Origin of the sequence: Providencia sp. NPDC089933 (genome assembly GCF_049545585.1) — a bacterium.
Classification (GTDB): domain Bacteria; phylum Pseudomonadota; class Gammaproteobacteria; order Enterobacterales; family Enterobacteriaceae; genus Providencia; species Providencia huashanensis.
The window spans coordinates 493368-514283 of sequence record NZ_JBMWDT010000001.1 but is presented as its reverse complement, the minus strand read 5'-3'; the positions used below and the strand labels follow the sequence as shown (position 1 = coordinate 514283).

The window sequence follows — 20916 nt, the reverse complement described above, 5'->3', positions numbered from 1 at the left end:
GTATTTTTTAGTAATAAACACCAGGAATCTAGTGACTTTGGTCTTTAAGCATCTCTACCGCCAAATCATGCCATAGTTTTACACGGCGGTTTTGGTGACTGCTTTTTAATGTTGCTAAGGCTAAGTCATAAGACAGTACAGGCTCAATCACCGAAATGGCTGATAACCCTTTCGAATTGCTTTTATTCCACATGCTATCAGGAAGCAATGTCACCCCAACCCCAGCTTTAACCATTGCAGTAACCAAATCTAGGTGGTGACTACGTCCTGCAATTATTGGTTGCTTACCATAAATACCACATGCACTAATAACTAATTCATTAATTAAAAAATCATCTGAAAAGAAAATGAAAGGCTCATTCACTAATTCACTAAACTTGACCGTTTCTTTCTCAAACAATGCATGCTGTTCATTCACTAAGAGTACCAAGCGGTCAGTTGCAAAAATATGTAAATCATAGTCCTCATTGTCAAATGGCAGCATAACGGCAGCAGTTTCCACTTCTCCATTTAATAGTGCATCCATCATTTTACGTGTGCCTAACTCATGAATTTTCAACTCAATATCAGGGTAACTCTGGCTAAATTTCATGATTATGTCAGCAAAATATGTAGAAGCAATAACTGGGGGTAAACCCACATGTAAGATACCTGCTAATGGTCCTGACCTCTCCTTCAGTGATTTTTTCATATTGTTAAAAAGTTCAAGTAATTGCACCCCGTAACGATACAGAATTTCGCCTTCATCGGTCAGCTTAACCCCATCAGGTGCCCTCACTAATAAAATATAACCAAGCTCCTGCTCCAACTTTTGAATACTTCGACTGATTGCCGGTTGTGTAATAAATAAGCTTTTCGCCGCTCGGCTGAACCCATTAAGTTGTACAACCTCTACAAAATATCGTATTGCGCGTACGTCCATTTCTTCACCTATTACTTTTAGTTATAGCTACGATGATTATATGTGATTTCCAAATAAGAGAATTATGCACTAGAAATAATATAAAGCAGAAGATTTGTCTAATATAATTACTAGGAGCAATATAATGAGTAAGACAGTCATTGAACATGTTCTGAGCCGCTTAAACGAAATTGGAATTTGTGACATTTTTGGTGTTGCTGGTGACTACGCCTTCCCAATTGAAGATGCAGTTTGTGAAAGTAAAAATATGCGTTGGATAGGCAATTGCAACGAATTAAACGCCTCATATGCAGCAGACGGCTATGCGCGGACAAAGGGTGCCGCCGCACTGTCTACAACCTTTGGTGTGGGCGAACTGAGCGCATTAAATGGTATTGCCGGTTCTTATGCTGAAAACCTTGCTATTTTCCACCTTGTAGGGATGCCAGCAAGCGGCGTGCAGAAAAAGCATCGCTTAGTTCACCATTCTCTTGGTAATGGTGATTTTGATGTTTTTTATCAAATGAGCCAACATTTAAGCTGTGCTCATGCCATTTTAACACCTGAAAACTGCATAGCAGAAACCGAACGTTTAATCACGACAGCCTTACATGAGCGGCGCCCTGTTTACCTAGGTTTTCCCTCTGACTACGCAGTCATGCCTGTCATCGCAGATGAAAACACTGAAACAATCACTATACATAAAAGTAATGATGAGTCACTATCAGCTGCAGTAACCGCTATCATAGAAAAACTCAATTCAAGCTCACAAGCCTGCGTTATTCCCGGTATTTTAACGGCTCGACTCGGCTTAGCTGACGATGTTCAAACTATTATCAATAAAACAGGGCTTCCTTATGCAACCATGTTTATGGATAAAGCTATTTTAAGTGAGTCTAATCCGAGCTATATGGGGATTTATAATGGCCAATTAATGAACCATGCTGTCGCTGAATTTGTTGAAAATTGTGACTGTATTTTAGGTATAGGGGCTGTATTAACTGATTTTAATTCAGGGAGTTTTACCGCAACTGTTAAAGTGGAAAACTGGATTAATATTCTAGCAGACCATGTCAAAATAGGCTCTGCCGTTTATCCACAAGTTTATATGAAAGACGTGCTTAGCGAACTGAAAAGGCTAGCCCCATCATTAAACCATCGAGGCATCACAGCACAAGGGCTCGGAGAACCAATTCAAAATCAACAAGGGAAAATTACCGCCGCCTACCTCTATCCACGCCTAGAAAAAATGTTTAAAAAGGATGATATTATTATTACGGAAACAGGCACCGCTTCCATGGGCTTAGGTTTCGCCTTATTACCTGAAAATGCTCAGGTCTATAACCAGACTCTATGGGGTTCGATTGGCTGGGCGACCCCCGCTGCCTTTGGCGCGGCCATCGCTGCACCACAGCGACGCGTTATTCTAGTCACAGGGGAAGGTTCACACCAATTGACAGTACAAGAAATTAGTCAGTTTGCCCGTTTTGGTTTAAAACCCATTATTCTTGTACTCAATAATGATGGTTACCTAATTGAGCGCTTACTCTGTAAAAACCCTGAAGCTTATTACAATGATATAGCTCAATGGAATTATGCACAATTACCCGCAGCACTGGGGTGTACAAATTGGTATTGCCAGAGAGTCACTGATTGTAACGAGCTAGATGCCGCAATAAAAGCAGCAGAGTTATCAGATAATGCTGCTTATATAGAGATCGTTATGGATAGGTATGCCGCATCTGAACTCGCACAAAAACTCGGTGATTCTATTGCTTCATTATATTCGTTTTAAACCAGAGTGTTCGGTACCCTCGGTGTTTTCATACACCGAGGTATAAAAAGCAACCTAAAAGTAGGTTACTCAAATACTAAGCCTACATCATGTTTTGATTGACTCAGTATCTTCGAGACGGTTAATGCCAATTCTAGCAGTTCTTGGCAAGTCGTTAATTTATTGGAGGCAATCTGATCACGAAAGAACGCAAATTCGTAAACCATATGATTAATTGCCCTATCCCGAGAAACCGTTGTGATGTCCCCATCAATACACACCTCAACTGATTCACAAAGACTCGGTGCGCCAATAACACGAATATAGCCTTTCGTCCCTTGAATAATAAAATAACCTGGACTTGCTGAATCTTTAGCGCCAACACAAGTAGCTACCGCAGTAGAAAAATAGGCCGTTAATACACCTGAAGTATCAATCCCATTATACCCTTTGTTGCAAATATATTGGCTTTTCTCTGGAGCCCCCAATAATGCGGATAACAGATAAATATTATAAAGGTTGATATCATACAGTGCTCCACCTGCTTGTTTGGGGTCAAATGCAGCATGAATATGGCCTTGTAAATAATCATTATATCGGCTTGAATATTGTGAATAATTACCTTGAATTATTTTTATTTCGCCTATTTTATCAATATATTGCTTAATAAAATGAAATTCAGGTGTGTGTATTGATGTAATAGCTTCGAATAGATATAAACCTTTTTGACGTGATAAAGAAATTAACTCCTGCAACTGTTCCCAATCTGGCGTGAAAGGTTTCTCACAAATAACATGCTTATTTGCCACCAACGCATCATAGGTATATTTGTAATGCAGATGATTTGGAAGCCCAATATATACAACATCAATATCCGGCTGTTGTAAGAGTTTTTCGTAATCCGTATACAAGCTAGCTATATCAAATTGTTGACAGATTGACTCCCCCTTTTCAATACTTTCAGCCCTAACACATAATGCGGCCAATTCTACCCCTTGCACCTGCGTTAGCGCATCAAGAGCCATCATGATTATTTTACCTGAACCAATCAGCGCTATTTTCATCTACGTTACCTATATAAGAAGAGTAAATTTTATTCTGCCACAGAGCATCACAATTAAGAAATCCCTTCGATTAATTTTTGATACTGACTCCCCGTTCCAAACTGTTCAATTAAAAACTCGGTAAATGCTGAGACTTTTCGTGGTAAGTATTCTTTTGCAGGATATACCGCATAGATATTGTGCTCAGGTAATTGATAATTCCCCAATAAAGGAACTAATTGATGGTTACTGTCACCTATAGCCGTAATGAAATAAGGTAACAATGCGATACCTATATCCGCTAATACGGCTTGGATTAGTGCCTGACTATTATTGGCACGAAAAGACCCTTTTGGTATATGGCTATATTTTTTCCCTTTTTGGTAAAATACCCACTCTTGCCCTACTTGGTAAAATGAATAGCACAAACAATTATACCCTTTAAGATCGGCGATTTTTTGGGGAGAACCATATTTCGCCAGATAAGATTTCGATGCATACAGCCGACTATGGCAAGGGGATAATTTACGCGCAATTAAGGACGAATCAGGCAACGCACCAATACGAATAGCTAGGTCATATCCCTCACTAATTAAATCTACTACTTTATCATTAAAAGATAACTCAACATTAAGCTCAGGGTATCTTTGCATAAACTGGGGGAGAACTTTAGCTAAGTGTAAAGTACCAAAAGACATTGGAGCTGAAACCCTCAGAGTTCCTGTTATTTTATCACTAAATTTAGCGGCAATATCATCTGCCATAACCGCGAATTGATAAGATTGTCGAATATAACGAATATATACAGCCCCCGCTTCCGTCAAACTTACCGTTCGAGTAGTACGATGGAAAAGTTTTATTCCCAGTTTGTCTTCGACGATTTGAATTGTTTTACTTACCGCCGATTTAGTCATATTTAATGAATTTGCCGCTTTAGTCAGACTTAAACTATCAGCCACTGCAATCAAAACTGGAAATGCATTCATATCCATAGATACCCCATTGTCAACCAAAAGGAAACAGTGTGTTTTCTTGATACCAAAGAAAAAACAGCATACCTTATCGCTACAGAAATACAATGTTTACGCGATAAGACATATCATTATGAAAAATAAATATATTCTATCTTTTCTTGCCTTAGCCTCTGGGGTTTTACTGTCAATGATGATCATGGCAAATAGTTACCTAGCCCGCTTTACAACACCATTGACAGCATCATGGCTTACTCATGGCATCGGAACATTATTTTCACTCGTTATTTATTTTTTTTACTTACAAAAAAGGAAACAACAAGTAAGAAAACAACAAGTTCAGCCACAAGTCATAAAAAAAGGGAAAATGATTTGGTATTTAGGTGGTATTCTTGGAGGCTTTACCGTTTTATTGGCAGCAATAACCGTTAATAGCCCACTATCACTTGCGGGAAGCATTATTTTAATGATCACCGGCCAAATTATATTCGGTTTATTAGTAGACGCTATGGGCTGGTTTGGTGTGATAAAACGTAAAATTACAGTTAGTGACTTTCTGATGTGTACATTATTAATAACAGGCTGCAGCTTGTTAATTATAGGAAAATAATAAAATGAGTATATATATTTTTATCGCATTACTAAATGGTATTTGTATTGTCATTAGCCGCACATTAAATGGCAAATTAGCTCAACAACATAATGCGTTCTACAGTTCACTAATCAACCACTTTGTTGGTTTTTTGTTTCTCACTATCATGGTGCTCATTTTTAAAATATACCTGTTTAATTTCAATGAGATCCCGTTAGTTGCATTCATTGGCGGTATCATTGGTGCATTTTTTGTTATCATTAATAGCTATGTTCTACCATTGCTTGGTGTCATGCTCACCTCAATACTGGCTATTTGCGGCCAAATGATTTCAAGCTTAGTGATTGACCTTGTAAATGGCGCACATAGTCAAAATGTCTACTTACAATTAATAGGCGTTGTATTAATTATTGGTGGTGTATCCATTCATTTTATCAGGCGAACCAATTAAATTACTTTTTAAGGTTTTTTATCTCTGTTTATTTTGTTTTTTACTTGAATAGCCATCCGCTTTCTTTATTTGCCAAATAGAAATTAACCAATTGTTTTATATAAAAAATCAATTGTTAAATACACTTTCTAACACGCTAAATTCATTTTCAAAAACCTAATCCACCTCACAATTTATTAACAACTCTCTTGAATCATTTTTAGTTATTCCCCATGCTAATTTTATTATATAAACCAGTGGTTTACTGTGCAAACCAAGTGAGGCAATCATGAAAGACAATATTGTGACGGCTGTTGATGATGCTTTATTACTGATGATGTTATTAGGTGAGAAAAATAACCTTGGATTAAGTGAGCTAGCTCGCTTATCTGGAATGAATAAATCTAAAGTATACAGGCTATTATGCACATTGGAGCATCGTGATTTTGTACAAAAAAATGATAACCCTGTTACCTATCATTTGGGTCATCAATTATTAAGCTTAGGAAATTGTGCTCGCCAGCAAATCAACTATATCCAAGTAGCTGATATTGAAGCTGAACATCTACGCCAACTTTTTGATGAAAACATTCAACTGCGTATACGTGATCACCATGAAATTTTGCAAGTTCTTCATAAAGCTTCAGGGCAGTCACTACAAGTTCGCAGTGAAGCTGGTAACCGCCGCCCACTCGGTTCAGGTGCCTCAGGAAGAGTATTACTCGCCTATGCTCCTACCACTGTGCAGGCGCCCTTTGTTGAAAAAAATGCCTCCCTGACCAAATCCCTTGACGAAATACGGGCACGGGGTTTCGCCATTACACGCGGGGAATTAACGGCGGGAATAGGTGCTATTGCCGCCCCTATTTTTTCTCAACAGGGCGAATGCATTGCAGCACTCAGTATCAGCCTTCCTCTTAGCCGCTTTTCTGATGAAAAAGAACACAATATGACGGAGCAATTACTCCAAGCGACTCAACGTATTTCGAGGCAACTCGGTTACCACTTATAATTAATACAATAAAAGAGATAACACCCATGCAACCAACACAAACCACAATACACAGCCCATCACCATCTCCTGGCTGGCAAATGAACCCCGTTTTAGTGATGTTAACCATTGTTGTTATTGCTTTTTTAATGACTTACTTTGTTAATTCAGGGCAGTATGAACGCGAGGGTAAAAAGGTCATTCCAGGTTCCTACCAAACCATCACAAAACAAGTAACTGTTGACCAAGTATTGGGAATAGAAAAACCGGCTGAAAATGAAGCGGCTCCTGTCAGCCTACTTCAGCTATTCAAAGCCATTCCTGAAGGAATTATTAAACAATCCCCACTTATTTATATGGTGCTATTTATTGGTGGCATGTTTGGTATTCTCAATAAAACAGGCGCGATTGAGTCAGGTTTAGAAAGGTTGCTGCATGTCACTCGTGGCAATATTTACCTCTTAATCCCTTTTTTAATGATTGTTTTTTCTATGGGTAGTACCTTTATGGGGTTAGCTAAAGAGTATCTTTTAGTGATCCCGATGGTTATTGCCTTAATGAAGCGTGTCGGGCTTAATGAGCTCATCGGTCTTGCTATTGTCGCTATCGCTGTCAAAGTGGGTTATTTGGCATCAATTACTAACCCATATGCCTTATCTATTGCACAACCGCTCGTTGGCTTACCTGTGTTTAGCGGCCTCAGTATGCGGGTTGCAGCCTACTTTGTGTTTATTACTTTAGGGATCTTATTTGTTTTCTATAGCATTCGTAAGACAACATTAACTTCTTATGTTGTCGAAGAACATGTCCAATCAAGTCAGTTAACCCGCCGCCATAAACTCATGCTCATTGTTTTAGCGATTGGCGTGGCATTTTTAGTTTATGCGTCTAATCGCTGGCATTGGAAAAATAATGATTTATCTGCTTATTATTTATTTTTAAGTGTCATTCTCACTTTTTGTAGCGGCTTAACCGCCAGTGCAGCGGCGGATGCCTTTGTCAGCGGGATGAAAAAAGTGCTGATTGCTGGTGTCTTAATTGGCCTAGCTACCGCCGTTGAAATTATTCTTTCACAAGGGAAAATTCTCGATACCATTATTCATCAACTAGTTGGTTTAGTTGGCGACCATGGTGCTTATATCTCGTCATATAGCATGTTCCTTTCGCAGTTATTACTGGATGTCGCCATCCCTTCCACATCAGGTCAAGCCGCCGTTACTATGCCAATTTTAGGTCCAGTTGGGGAAATTTCAGGCGTTTCGCCACAAACAACCGTCTTTGCGTTTTTAATGGGCAATGGATTAACCAATATGATCACACCAACATCCAGTGGGCTACTCATCTTCTTAGCTACCGCAGGGGTAAGTTGGACGACATGGGCAAAATACATTTTTCCTCTATTTTTAATTTTTATGGCAGTCGGAATTGGCTTATTAACCATAGCAGTAACCATAGGGTATTAGCAGGATGGATATGAAGAATTACCGCGTAACAATGCGCGATGGGATCACGCTTTCTACTGATGTTTATTTTCCTCAGGGAAAATTATCAGCAGCTTACCCAGTTATTATTGAGCGTACACCTTACGATAAAACTGCACCTTCACGCTCAGAAAAAACGGCTTCTGGACATCAAATTACACGCCAAGAGATGGCCCAGTATTTCGTTAACCACGGGTTTATTGTGATATTTCAAGATTGCCGTGGGCGCTATGACTCTGAAGGAGTATTCACTAAATACATTAATGAAGCCGAGGATGGTTTCGACACATTACAATGGATCATGGAACAACCTTGGAGCAATAAGAAAATAGGTTCAATGGGCCTCTCATATGCCGCACACACGCAATTGGCAATGGCTTGTTTGAACCCTCCAGGTTTGCTAACTATGGTGTTAGATTCCGGCGGTTTTGCCAATGCCTTTCAGTGTGGGATCCGCCAAGGAGGCGCATTTGAACTTAAACAAGCTACTTGGGCATTTAAGCAAGCAAAATTAAGTCCATTAGCGCAACAATCGGCTAAAATAGCAGCAGCACTTGAGCAAGAAAATATTCATGATTGGTTTGCTGCAATGCCATGGCATCAAGGACATACCTTACTAAAACATGTCCCTGAATATGAATCCTACTTGTTTGAGCAGTGGGAAGAAGAGTGTTTTACAGATTATTGGCAGAAAATAGGCATTTATGCGGAAGGATATTATGACCAGATACCTGATATCCCAGTACTATTCATGTCCAGCTGGTATGATGCCTATGTCAGTTCCACATTAGATAATTACCGTGCATTTGTCACCAAGAAACAATCCCCGCAAAAATTAATCATGGGGCCTTGGTTACATGGGGATCGTAATATCACCCACAGTGGTGATGTCGAGTTTGGTGATATCGCAACATTTGACCGCAATGTAAGCGAAGATTGGTTATCTTGCCGTTTATCTTGGTTCCAAGAACACTTACAAGGTAATACAACTGACTGCCCCCATGAGGATGTAACTATTTTTATGATGGGGGGAGGTTCGGGTAAACGTAATACTAACGGGCGTTTAGAGCATGGTGGCCAGTGGCTAACCCATCACCAATGGCCGCTGCCCAATATTAAGCCTACAGCTTTTTATTTATGGCCCGACAATTCATTACGCCATGAAAAATACTCTGAAACAGTGACTTTATCCTATTGTTATGACCCTAAACACCCCGTCCCGACAATTGGAGGGGCTTTAACATCTGGGCAACCCATATTTTGGGGCGGTGCATTTGATCAGCGTGAATTACCGCAGTTTTTTGGTAGCAAAGGAAATAACCTCCCCCTTGCATCTCGTTCTGATGTACTGGTATTTGAAACGGAAGAATTACAAGAAGAGGTATGCTTAGCTGGGGATATTGAAGTCTCATTATGGATCAGTAGTGATGCCCTGGATACCGACTTTACAGCAAAGCTGATCGATGTTTACCCACCAAGTGATGATTACCCACAAGGGTATGCAATGAATATCACCGATGGCATCATACGTTGCCGCTTTCGTAATGGCTATGAACAAAAACAGTTACTCATACCGGAGCAAATTGTTGAAGTGAAGATAAAACCATTTGCTTGTGCTAACCGCTTTACCAAGGGCCACCGTATCCGGTTAGATATCTCAAGCAGTAATTTCCCCAAATATGATTTCAATACCAATACGGGGGAAATGATTGCAGGTGATAGGAAATTACAAGTAGCCCGCAATAACATACATATTTCGAGCGAACACCCATCAAAAATTGTATTACCTGTTATTAAACCACGTTAATCGTTTTCAATAATAGTTAATGTATTCCGTTACCTGCTTTAGTTATTTGATAACACTAAAGCAGGTAAAACATGGTCATCGCCTATTGTGCTTGTACCCAAAATACACCGTCACCATCTAGCGCGGTAAAAGTTTGGTGTAAATAGTCGCTATCGGCTTGGGGATCAAGATCCGCAAATAGCTCCGGATGGATAAACTTCGCAATCGCCTCCACTGCAATAATATTAAATGGAGTATCATAATATTGTTGATATAGTGCTAATACTTGTTTGTTTTGAAATGCCGCTAACGAACGAAACTTAGGGCGTTCCATCAGCTTGTTCAGTCGCGCTAGAGACTTTTGTTTATCCCCTGTATAACCCAATGGTACTGAAGCGCTGCCTTTACGGGTACTATCCCAATCAGCGGCTGTCATCAAATAGTAATCTGGGTTGCTGTGGATTAATTGCTCCTCACTAATTTCCCCACCCATGCCAATGCTAAACCATTGTGAACCGAGGTTGTTTCCCCCTGCTGTTTCAACAAACTCACCAAAATTACCATTACCAAAGGTTTTACAACAGTAATCAACCCCTGAAATACCAGCGGCCCTTTCAATAAACACACTTGGACGTTTATCTTTATCAATCGAGGAGACCCTTGAACGAATTAACCCCAATTTTTGTTGATAAAACTGGTTAAATTCCTTCGCCTGCTGCTCCTCACCAAATACTTGCCCGAGTATCGTCATACTCGGCATAGTATTTTTAAGTGGGTATTGTCTAAAATCGATAAAAATGACAGGTAAACCGCTTTTTTCCAATAATGATAACGTCCCGCTTTCTGTTAGCTTGCTTTTCAAGCCAATATCAAAAATCAATAAATCGGGTTGAGCAACTAGCGCTTTTTCTACGCTGAAATCAGTAGTGTATGGGTTAGGAAACACAGGGATCTTTTTGAGTTCTGGGAATTTTTTGCTATATGCAACACTTAGGTCAGGTGCTTTTTTTATTAACGCGTCATCCCAAGCAATAACCCCTTTTAATGGCGTTTTGGGATGTAGTATATTCAGTGCTACCAAGACACGGCTATCCGCTAACATTACACGGGATACTGGCACATTCACCGTGACTTCCCGACCTGCAATATCCGTGACCACAGTAGGTGTAGCCATGCTTGTAGCCGCAAAAAATAGGCTAACGACGCTAAGAATTACACCCAATTTTTTGATAGTTTGTCTACCAGTCATTGTTTTGCCTTATATTCATTAAAATTTCACAGACGCTTGAACGTAGTAAGTTCTCGGCTGCCCAACATAAATGCCATAATTGTTATCCGTAGAGCGTGTGAAATAGGTTTGATCAAATAAATTTTTAATACCAGCGGATAGCGTTAAATCAGACAAACTTCTCCCAAAATGGTATTCACCGCGAGCGTCCCATACCATATAACCTGGGATAGTCCCATAACGGCCATCCACGCTTGGTTTAGTAACATATTGGTCTGTTGTGCCTGGTGACTCTTGGGTTGATTGCGCATAAGTATTCAAGTTCCAAACCCAATTCCCCGTTTCGTAACGGCCACCTGCGGTGAATACTTGGCGTGAATAAAAAGGTAAATCTTTATGAGCAAAGTTCCCTTTCTTACTCACCGCCTTAGTGTAGGTATAGGTACTGTAAACACTCGCGCCTTCAAGTACATCAGTAAGGTCAGATAAGTTGTACCTCGCGGCTAACTCGACACCTTGGTGTGTTGTTGCACCTAGGTTCGTCCAACCCGTTGTATTTTCAACGTATAATAATTGGTCATCAAAATCGATATAAAATAATGTTGCTTCAAGGGACAAGGCGGTATTGTCGTATTTAGTACCTACTTCATAATTATGCGCTTTTTCTGCACTTAACCCATTCGCAGGCGAGTTACCGACCCCTTTAGTATTCAATTGGAAATATTGCAAACTCCCAAATGATGTGCTGGCATTGGCAAATAACTTCCATTCATCATCAATATGGTAGATCACAGCTAGTGCAGGAAGTGGTTCACTATAACGTTTACTACGATGTTGTTCTTTAAAGCTATCGTCTAAATGAATGTTAATATTTTCGTATCTAATTCCGGGAATAAGCGTCCAATTACCAACATCGATAGTGTCATCCAAATAAATCGCATGGGCTTCTGTTCCCCCAGACGTGTGCTGATAATAATTATTGGTATCAGGGCGAGTGCTTTGGCTCCCCGCTTGGTACCAATTTGAGCGGTACGCTTTTTCATCTGCCGTTTCATTTAAATAACGATAACCAATGGTAACCTCATGGGAAATATCATTAAAACGGAATAATTGCGAGTAACTTGGTTCAATCGCATAAGCAGTATAATGACGAGGGTAAGACACTAAGCGCCTTTCATTCGCTTTTTCTTTATGGTCACTTTCTATATAACTCCCCCGGTAACTTTTGCTAAACCAAGTCATCAATTCAAATTGTTTGTCATCTACTTCGTGCTTGTATTTCAATGACAGATCCTGCCGATTACCTTCAAAACGGTCATAAGGCCGTGTTGATTGGAATGGGTCAGCATTATATTCAGCTTGGGTCAAGCCTCCGGGCATACCCGACATTGCACGGTAATAATGAAAATTAGCTAATAATTCATCGTTATCTGTTAAGGCATAACGCGTTTTCAGCATGAGGTCATCAATATCCGTGTTATTATTGCTTTTACGGTAACCTTGCCCGTGTAAACCCGAATAAAGCAAAATTGCCCCAGCAGAATCATCCGCTTTAGAGCCCCCTAGCGAGGCATCCACTAATGTTTTTAACCCGCCTGTTTTGGCACCCTGCGTCTGTACTGATACACCGCCACCAAAATCTTTAGGGATAGGCTTAGTTACAAAATTAATCACTCCCCCTACATTTTGTGGCCCATAACGTACCGAAGCCCCTCCGCGTATGACATCAATAGATTCAATACTTCCCAAAGATAATGGGGACATAGAAAGCTGCGGCTGGCCATAAGGTGCTGCGGCTAATGGCATCCCATCAAGCAAAATAGTTGAGCGCGGTGAAAGACGCGAAGTTAACCCACGGACTCCCACATTCAAAGAAACATCACTGCCACCGGTTCCATTACTTTCACGAACTTGTACACCTGGGATCCCTTTTAATGCATCTGCGATTGTTTCACTGCCAGTTTCTTTTATTTGTTGTTGTGTTTTTACCGTTCTAGCGCCGGGATGATTAAATACCACTTCACTGTCTTGTGTATTTTCGAGCCAATTGCCCGTAACTGTGATTTGGTCACTCTTTGTATTATCAGCCGCAACAGCGTAATGAGATATCAGAGCAGTAGAAATTGCGAGGGGGGTAAGTAATTTGCGAGTTTTTAATTTCATAACCGATGAGCTAAAAGAGAATTAAGAGCGATAATGATAATTATAATCATTAATAACAATCAACATAATTTACTCACTTTTGGTAATTAATTTGTCAATAACCCACTTTTACAATCATAATTTAGTTTTTGCTGTACTAAAATGCACATAAGCATATAAAAAAAATCCGAAGGAGCTCACCTTCGGATTTTAGATTAATATGATGATAAATTAACCACCAAGTGAGAAAAATACCACTCGTCCAACACCCTCACCGGCAAAAATACACAGCGTGGCCAAAGACATCACAACCGTAGCGTTGGTATTTTGCCCCGTCTTTTGGCACAGCAAGCGGCCAACAAATAGTATGCCTAATGCGATTAGCACTACACGAACAAGGCTTAAACTCAGTAGCCCTTCTGGCATTTCACGCTGGGTCATACCGAGGTAAATCGGCTCACCTATATTACCAAGCAGCGATAAAGCCCCTAATAACATAAGTAGTATCCCCATAATACCTAGCCCTAAGGTAATTTTAACCACTCGTTGTACCTGCTCTTCTTTCGCACTTCGGCGCAAAGACCCCACCAGCAAAAGTGCAGCAACAACACCGCCTACCAGTAATACCGCGCCGAAGAAACTCGCGTAAGTAAATAAACCATTCCATAAGTTAAATAATGTATTGGCATATAACGCTGACATCGCATACATATACATCAAGCCAGCAATCGCACTCAGTACCAGTAATGCAGCATTCGCTTTTTGTTTCAGTAAAAGTAAAGCGACACTAAAAAATAGTAACCCCATGTAAATTGCAGTCGCCCAAACTTCACGGCTCATCCATGAGGTCGACACGTGCAGCATAGTGTAAAACATGTGCAGAGGGTTCCCCATGTGAAATAACGAACCGAGTAACCCAACGCAGCCTAAAACAAAACTGGCTAAAACAGGTCGTTTGATAAACTGAACATTCTGAATATCATTTCCCCCGCCAAGTACCCGGAAATAACAGATTAATGCAACAACCAAGCAGCCCACTGAGGCCTGCATAAATAAGGTGAAAATCACCAATGGAAATTCATGCATGATAGTTTTCCTTATCCTTTCGTGCCGACAACAAGGTTCGGCTTCGTGATTGATGAGCTTGGTAACCCATCAATATCCGCATTTGTGCCATATTTTTTGCGCAATTCACTGATTAAGCCAAATTCAATGGCACGCATTGGGCAAGAATCCACACACATAGGGTTTCCCCCTTTCTCACGCAGGTCGATGCAGGTATCACATTTGGTCATCATACCAATACTCGCATCAAATTGTGGTGCTTCATATGGGCAAGCCCAAGTACAATAGCGGCATCCAACACATTTATTGTGATCGACCAACACAACCCCATCTTCTTCACGTTTATGCATTGCCGTTGTTGGGCAATGACTGACGCACTGAGGGTCATCACAGTGATTACAAGCTATTGACAAATGCCAGAGACGAGGCCGCGGGTATTCCCCAACTTCAACGTCATATACTCGGCGAAAATTACGCCCAACCTCAAGGTCGTTCTTGTCTTTACAAGCTACTACACAGGTTTTACACCCAATACAGGCAGCAACGTTTATATAAAATCCGACTTGTTTATCCATTTCTTATTGCCCCCTAAAAAATAATACGCTGTGGAATAGCAGCATCTGGAACTAATTGATCACCATGCCATTTCTCGATATTACACAGCATGGTGTTCCAACCTGATGTGCCAAGACCCGTTGGTACTTGGATCGTTAGCGTATTATCAGCCCCTGCCATATCTATCCCTGTTTTTTCATCCACATTCGTCCAACTACCATGAGGTAATGCAACCACTCCTGGTTTCATCGTTTGGGTAACCAATGCTGGACGTACAATTTTCCCTTGTGGGCTTGTAACTAACACCGTTTCACCATGCTTAATTCCTAGGCGCTTTGCATCCGACGCATTGATGTAAATTGGGCTAGGCCACTGCTCGCGTAACCAAGGCACATTATCAAGGGTACTGTGTGAACGGCGTAAATAATGAGGGTTATAGATTTGGAATGGATAATCCCCTTTTTCTTTTTTAGAGAAATCCTTAAAGCTAGCTTCATAGCCATTTGCTGAAGGAATGTACTCAGGGATCGGAGGTAATTTTGTCCAACCACATTCATCCGCTTTTTCTACCAATGTTTGGCAATAAATTTCAAATTTACCACTTGGCGTTGGGCGCGGATTCCCTTCAGGGTCTCGAATAAAGTCTTCATAGGCGATATAACCATAGTTATCACCTTTAGTTCGTTTAACTTGATATTTCCCAACGGTAAGAAACTCATTCAATGTAATGCGACCTTGCTGAGGTTTGCCTGTCACTTGCCATTCATCAATGTCTGCTTGGGTAATTGTCAGCAATGGCTCAGTTGTTTTACCATCTTCACCAATAATTGTTGCGCCATTAAGCTTATTGAAGAACTGCTGTTTCTCAGAAACAGGGAATACTTCATCGACATTAATGCCAAGGCGTTTTCCGATTTCTTTGGCAATCCATTGGTCACTTTTCGCTTCATAAAGAGGTGGGGTCACATTAACCGCGGCAATAATAACTTCGCGGTTGCTTGGATTTAATATGGTCCCTTCACGCTCCCATTCGGTAGTTACTGGCAGTACAATATCGGAGTATTTAGCGCAAGTGTGTGGAACATAAGCTGCTGTTACCACTAATTCCACATCTTTACGGTAGGCTTCAATACTCTGCGAAATATTGGCGCGTGTTTGCAGTGTGGCATTAAATGGGTGGATAATCATTTGAATGTTAGCGTTTACATCACCCACACCGCGTTGACGGAATTTTTTCTCTAATAATGCACGGTTGAGTTCATTATGGTTAATTTTCAGGCTAATTGGGTTTGGCACCGCCGGTAAACCACTGTCGCCAGCCATCACTAAGCGAGTACCGTTATTCCCTGCCGCAAAATGGCAGCTTACCCCTGTCATACGCCCCGGTTTACCCATATGCCCTGTCATAAAACCTAAGGTTGAGAATGCTTGTACCCAACCTTCTCCATTATGAACACGAGCTGGAGCCCAGCCAGTAAGTAGTGCCACTCGGTTTGTCCCACCAATTTCACGGGCCAATTTACGGATATCTGTAGCGGATAACCCACAAATGTTAGATGCCCATTCAGGTGTTTTCGGCTCCCCTGTATACGTACCTAATAAATAATCTTTAAAATTACCTTTTGGATCAGCCCCTGCTGGCATATTAGTTTCATCAAAACCAACCGTACAACGGCGCAAGAAATCCCAATCAATTAATGGGTTATCTTGGCTGTCCATTTCCAATAGAGCATACATGATGCCCAACGCTAAAGCGTGGTCAGTACCCGGGTTAATAGGGTACCAATCAGCATCCATTAATTCCGCTGTCGCAGTATAGCTTGGGTCGATACAAATAAACCGAGCTCCTGCTTTTTTTGCTTGATAGTAGTTATAGGTTGGGCTACCAGGGCTACTCCACGCAGGGTTTGCCCCCCACATAACAATCAATTGTGAATTACGCATATCAAAGCGATCATTGGTACCAAAGGTATAAAAACCTTCTAACAACCCTAAATGGGCTGGTGTTTCAAACCATGCTCCCCATGATGTTGTTCCCCAGTCGCCAACAAATCCACCCGCTTTCGCATAAACATTTTGGATATCAACACCATTGCCGCCTGTGATCCAAATGGATTCATTACCATATTTTTCTTTGATGCGTTTGCTTTCTGACGCAACAATATCAAGTGCTTCATCCCAGCTAATACGTACCCACTGGTCACGCCCACGCAAGCTTTTATCTCCCCCTCCGGGAGCCCAACCTTTACGTTTCATTGGGTATTTTAATCGATCGGCGCCGAATACCTGTTTACGTTGAGAACGCCCACGTAAACAGCCTCGTTGTTGTGGAAAGTCAGGTGAGTCCGCTACCACATCATCTGTTTTTTGCCTAACAACGACACCTTCAACGACGAGGGCTTTATTGACACAACGACCACCGCAGTTATGCCAACATGCCACGGGCTTCCATGTCCCTTGAGTGACAGCGTCGGTTGCTTGGGCAACGGCTTTTTCCTCTTCTGGTGTTGCAGCATAAAGTCGTTTACTTAGCGGCAACGTAGCCATCACTGATGCCGCCGATGTCCATGCTAAAAATGAACGACGACTTAAGGCTACTTTCTGTCTTTCTGACATTGCTCTTACCTCTTCACTTTGCTTTATTATTATTAATTAACTAATTCATTGATTCTTTTAAGGTCGTTGCGCAAAAAAAGCTCTAAAAGTGAGCTTAATTGGCGATAAAATAAGGTTTCTGCATGGTTATGCATTGCACGGCAAAACGGGGTAATAAATGCTAAAAGATGCGTATCTAAGAATGCAGATGACCCTAGCAATAATTTTTTTGCGTCTTCGCCTAGCTCATTTCCAACATCGGCAATCGCAACAATGCGTTGACTTAAATTCCACATAAAATCTAACTCAAACCCAATATGATCTGCTGCCTCCATGTCACCCTCAGGTAATTGGAACCCATATTTTTGATAAAAGGTTTTTACAGCTAATGTGTTTTCTTGAAACAACAATTTGTCACGGGAGACATAAGTAGACTCCCATGGTGCCGCCGGAGGCGCTTCTGGGCCAATAAATAAGCGGGTAAAATCCCAATGTAAATCTTCAAAACTATCCGCGTTTGCTTGTAACGTCCGTGACTGTAAATCTTTTCCCATTTCCTCAATTGCATTTTTCATCGCGGGTAATGCTTCATCACAAGGGAATAATGCCAACCCCGTATTATCCAAATAATTTAATAACTCAGGGGTAGGTTCTTCTATTAATAAGCGTCTTAATACGTCATAAGCAAATTGACGCGCATAGAGATAATCAAATGTTGGGATGTTATTCATTACAGGAACCTTCATGCAAATCGGCCAATAAAAATTGAGTTGGTGTCGTTAATTCAACCTTCACTTCTTTAATTAAAGGGTTGCCCTGCTCATCAGGCTCAATGATGTGTGAGGTGAGTGCGATGGGTAAATCAACGAGGGAAGTTAAATACAAAATAGATTCGGGATTAAACTGCAAAAAGCCGTGCAACAACTCTTCGTGATAAGAAATTCCCGCTTGTTTTAATAGTCTTGCTACTTGTGGGCGGTCATCACCAAATACTTTGGCGCTTTTATAAAAATAATCGCGAGATGAAAATAGATAATGTTGCCCAATAAGCTGAGCATGTTGCCGAAAAAATGCGTTACTTTGGTATACTTGACCTGTGTGTTTATTCTCCAAGGAACAATAATGCACACCAAGTGATAGCTGTTGTTCTAATGCAAATTTAACCACACGCAAACAAGCTAATTCACTTTGGGAGACAGCAAGCCCACCTGCATACCAATAATTGTAATACACTTCATAAGGGGGGTTTTTAAGTTGAAAGCCCCGTGATTGGTAAGCGTCACTATTTGTTAAAGGAAAACAAAATTCCAATAAGTTAATCCCATCTATACCAATATCATCTAACCGCATGAGTAACTTGTACATTTGCGGCTCAGTGCCTGGGATAACCGGCATCTCCACCATCACCGTCGGGAAAATTTCTCTTGCTAATTCAATGCGGTGTAAAACTTTCTCAATCCGTTCTTCTGCATCATCAATTTTGATGCTAAAGCGAATTTCTTTAAGGCCTGCGTTTGCTAAGGCTACCGCTGTGCTACGGTCTAATGGGTCACCAGCTGTATATAAGCGGCTATGAACCTGAGGTAATTTCTGTTGAACTGCTGCGAAAAACGCAATGCTCTCTTGGCGGAAAAGTAATGGTTCACCTCCCGTTAAAGCAATATGTGTTAGCGGGTATTCTTGCTCTGCAATTGCAGCAACTTCGCCAACAGCGTCCCTCATCTCATGTTGAAAACCTTGGTAGTTCTCTTGGTTAGGATTGAAACAAAAATAGCAGTCGCGGTGGCATTTTAATGACAAAAATGTGGTGTAACTCCCTTCCCCTGTGCGGCACTGCACACAAGCACTCGATAGCCAATGACTATGTATACTCTTTCCATTATTCGCAAAACATGCACCTAGCGCTTTAATATCCTGTTTAAGCTGGTTTATCTCACTTTGCTGTGAAAAAGCAGGTTCAAAACTAAGCCCATATTGAGTAATAGCTTGCTGTGTTTGTCTCTCAATATCCAAATAACGCATAGCATAACGCTTAAACTCAGCGTTATTGATGGTAGGCAACAGCCTATCAGTAATCGGATAAATCATAGTTTTCCTTCAATTTACTGACGAATAGTTTCTTTAAAATTTGAGCTTCATAATTCGAATAAAGAAATATAATAACCATCTAATTCACTGGCAAACTGATAACAGAACAAAGCCGTGCCAATAATTACATTCGTGTTATTGAAATAAACTGAGAGTTACTAACTTCATTAAATAAGAAATATTCGCATTATATTTTTTTGATTAATACTAGTATAAGGAAGGGATATAAAATGATGTTGCGCAGGATCAAAAAAAAACCATTTCATTACTGACATATCAAGCAATTAGATTACGCTATCAGTAGTATTGATTTATAAACCCAACAGTTACTATTATTGAGCCAAATACCTAATCAAAAAACGAACCGATATATAAATAAGTACATTTCACATTCTCACACTAAACAACAACGCTACTATTTCACCATAACTTTTCTCTCTATATATTAAAATCAATAATTATATTTCAATTTGTAAAATTAATTTTCAAAATATAATTAAATATCACCTACCCATAGTTAAACAATATTTAATAAATAAAAATTTTATTTTATATTTTACTTATTGTCTTTTCTTAAAATACTAAATAATATATCGGTTACTATTATTGATTCGTCACAACCGCCATAATGCCTGATACAAGGCATATTATGCCCACTATTTTAATTGTTAAATCAAAAAAATGGGGAAATCAGGCTATTTTTACTTACCTGATAACACTGTAGAGCTAACTGAATGTGCCCCAACAAAATTGATAAAACAACAATAAACGATTAGCGATACTGTCATAATGGTAATGCATAAGTCACTTTAACTGTTTCCATTGGCACTTCAGTCTTAATACTTTGAATACTATTAATTTGTGTCAGATGGTCGGCATGGAAACGGCGATATGATGCAAGATCATGTGTCACAATACGGATTAGCGCATCACATTCCCCTGCCATTAAGTGGCATTCAACAACCTCTGGCATTTGCTTTATCTCTTGGATAAATTGATTGATGGTGTGAGCATCCTGCGTTTTAAACCAAATACGCGCAAATAAAGATAACCCCGCCCCAATCTTAGCGCCATCAAGCACCGCAACGTAACGTTTTATCACCCCAGCTTCTTCCAATAATTTAACTCTGCGTAAACAAGGAGAAGGGGAAAGCCCAACTTCTTTAGCTAATTCAATATTTTGAATTTTACCGTCTCGTTGTAAAACCCGTAAAATATGTTTATCTATGGCATCAAGTTTTACCATATTTTCACCTATTGAATCTGAGTGCTAT

Annotated in this window: 17 protein-coding genes; 6 read left to right on the top strand and 11 right to left on the bottom strand. The window is 40.3% G+C overall.

The window, feature by feature from the left end:
• Window positions 1-28: 28 nt before the first annotated feature.
• Window positions 29-922, bottom strand: coding sequence for a LysR family transcriptional regulator (locus tag ACPEH5_RS02660; RefSeq protein ID WP_042843944.1), 894 nt, complete (start codon window positions 920-922; stop codon window positions 29-31).
• 124 nt (window positions 923-1046) lie between these two features.
• On the opposite strand from ACPEH5_RS02660, the gene ACPEH5_RS02655 reads away from it, so the two are divergent.
• Window positions 1047-2696, top strand: a complete 1650-nt coding sequence (locus ACPEH5_RS02655) for an alpha-keto acid decarboxylase family protein (RefSeq protein WP_166684888.1) — start codon at window positions 1047-1049, stop codon at window positions 2694-2696.
• Window positions 2697-2761: 65 nt separating this feature from the next.
• Here the strand turns inward: ACPEH5_RS02655 and ACPEH5_RS02650 are convergent, their stop codons facing one another.
• Both ACPEH5_RS02650 and ACPEH5_RS02645 read right to left on the bottom strand, forming a co-directional pair.
• On the bottom strand, window positions 2762-3739 hold the full coding sequence (locus tag ACPEH5_RS02650) for a Gfo/Idh/MocA family protein (protein WP_210814141.1): 978 nt from the start codon (window positions 3737-3739) through the stop codon (window positions 2762-2764).
• Window positions 3740-3792: 53 nt separating this feature from the next.
• A complete protein-coding gene (locus ACPEH5_RS02645; RefSeq protein WP_281110906.1) occupies window positions 3793-4710 on the bottom strand; it encodes a LysR family transcriptional regulator in 918 nt (305 codons plus the stop codon).
• Window positions 4711-4822: 112 nt separating this feature from the next.
• On the opposite strand from ACPEH5_RS02645, the gene ACPEH5_RS02640 reads away from it, so the two are divergent.
• From ACPEH5_RS02640 to ACPEH5_RS02620, 5 genes are all read left to right on the top strand, one after another.
• Window positions 4823-5299: a DMT family transporter gene (locus ACPEH5_RS02640; RefSeq protein ID WP_281110907.1), complete on the top strand. Its 477-nt coding sequence runs from the start codon at window positions 4823-4825 to the stop codon at window positions 5297-5299.
• A 4-nt stretch (window positions 5300-5303) separates the two neighbouring features.
• Window positions 5304-5732 carry a DMT family transporter gene (locus ACPEH5_RS02635; protein WP_210814140.1) on the top strand — a complete coding sequence of 143 codons (429 nt, stop codon included), beginning with the start codon at window positions 5304-5306 and terminating at the stop codon, window positions 5730-5732.
• Between the two features lie 268 nt (window positions 5733-6000).
• On the top strand, window positions 6001-6723 hold the full coding sequence (locus tag ACPEH5_RS02630; protein WP_042843951.1) for an IclR family transcriptional regulator: 723 nt from the start codon (window positions 6001-6003) through the stop codon (window positions 6721-6723).
• A gap of 26 nt (window positions 6724-6749) precedes the next feature.
• The gene (locus ACPEH5_RS02625; RefSeq protein ID WP_048607074.1) at window positions 6750-8165 is read left to right on the top strand and encodes a YfcC family protein; all 1416 of its coding nucleotides are present in this window, start codon (window positions 6750-6752) and stop codon (window positions 8163-8165) included.
• 10 nt (window positions 8166-8175) lie between these two features.
• Window positions 8176-9990 carry a CocE/NonD family hydrolase gene (locus ACPEH5_RS02620; RefSeq protein WP_166686481.1) on the top strand — a complete coding sequence of 605 codons (1815 nt, stop codon included), beginning with the start codon at window positions 8176-8178 and terminating at the stop codon, window positions 9988-9990.
• Window positions 9991-10072: 82 nt separating this feature from the next.
• Here the strand turns inward: ACPEH5_RS02620 and ACPEH5_RS02615 are convergent, their stop codons facing one another.
• The 8 genes from ACPEH5_RS02615 to ACPEH5_RS02580 all read right to left on the bottom strand — a co-directional run bounded on the left by ACPEH5_RS02615 (window position 10073) and on the right by ACPEH5_RS02580 (window position 20888).
• Window positions 10073-11218 carry an ABC transporter substrate-binding protein gene (locus ACPEH5_RS02615; protein ID WP_131679973.1) on the bottom strand — a complete coding sequence of 382 codons (1146 nt, stop codon included), beginning with the start codon at window positions 11216-11218 and terminating at the stop codon, window positions 10073-10075.
• Between the two features lie 18 nt (window positions 11219-11236).
• Window positions 11237-13360 carry a TonB-dependent receptor family protein gene (locus tag ACPEH5_RS02610; RefSeq protein ID WP_281110908.1) on the bottom strand — a complete coding sequence of 708 codons (2124 nt, stop codon included), beginning with the start codon at window positions 13358-13360 and terminating at the stop codon, window positions 11237-11239.
• A gap of 210 nt (window positions 13361-13570) precedes the next feature.
• Window positions 13571-14425 carry a dimethyl sulfoxide reductase anchor subunit family protein gene (locus tag ACPEH5_RS02605; RefSeq protein WP_181469238.1) on the bottom strand — a complete coding sequence of 285 codons (855 nt, stop codon included), beginning with the start codon at window positions 14423-14425 and terminating at the stop codon, window positions 13571-13573.
• An 11-nt stretch (window positions 14426-14436) separates the two neighbouring features.
• Window positions 14437-14979: a DMSO/selenate family reductase complex B subunit gene (locus ACPEH5_RS02600; RefSeq protein ID WP_042843955.1), complete on the bottom strand. Its 543-nt coding sequence runs from the start codon at window positions 14977-14979 to the stop codon at window positions 14437-14439.
• A 13-nt stretch (window positions 14980-14992) separates the two neighbouring features.
• Window positions 14993-17575, bottom strand: coding sequence for a molybdopterin-dependent oxidoreductase (locus tag ACPEH5_RS02595; protein WP_048607069.1), 2583 nt, complete (start codon window positions 17573-17575; stop codon window positions 14993-14995).
• A gap of 32 nt (window positions 17576-17607) precedes the next feature.
• Entirely contained in the window at window positions 17608-18285 is a 678-nt protein-coding gene (locus ACPEH5_RS02590) for a TorD/DmsD family molecular chaperone (protein ID WP_131679970.1), read from the bottom strand.
• Entirely contained in the window at window positions 18278-19642 is a 1365-nt protein-coding gene (locus ACPEH5_RS02585) for a radical SAM protein (protein ID WP_166684881.1), read from the bottom strand. Before ACPEH5_RS02585 ends, ACPEH5_RS02590 begins: the two co-directional genes overlap by 8 nt.
• A 784-nt stretch (window positions 19643-20426) precedes the next feature.
• Complete coding sequence (locus tag ACPEH5_RS02580; RefSeq protein WP_206227183.1) at window positions 20427-20888, bottom strand: Lrp/AsnC family transcriptional regulator; 462 nt, start codon at window positions 20886-20888, stop codon at window positions 20427-20429.
• Window positions 20889-20916 lie beyond the last annotated feature (28 nt).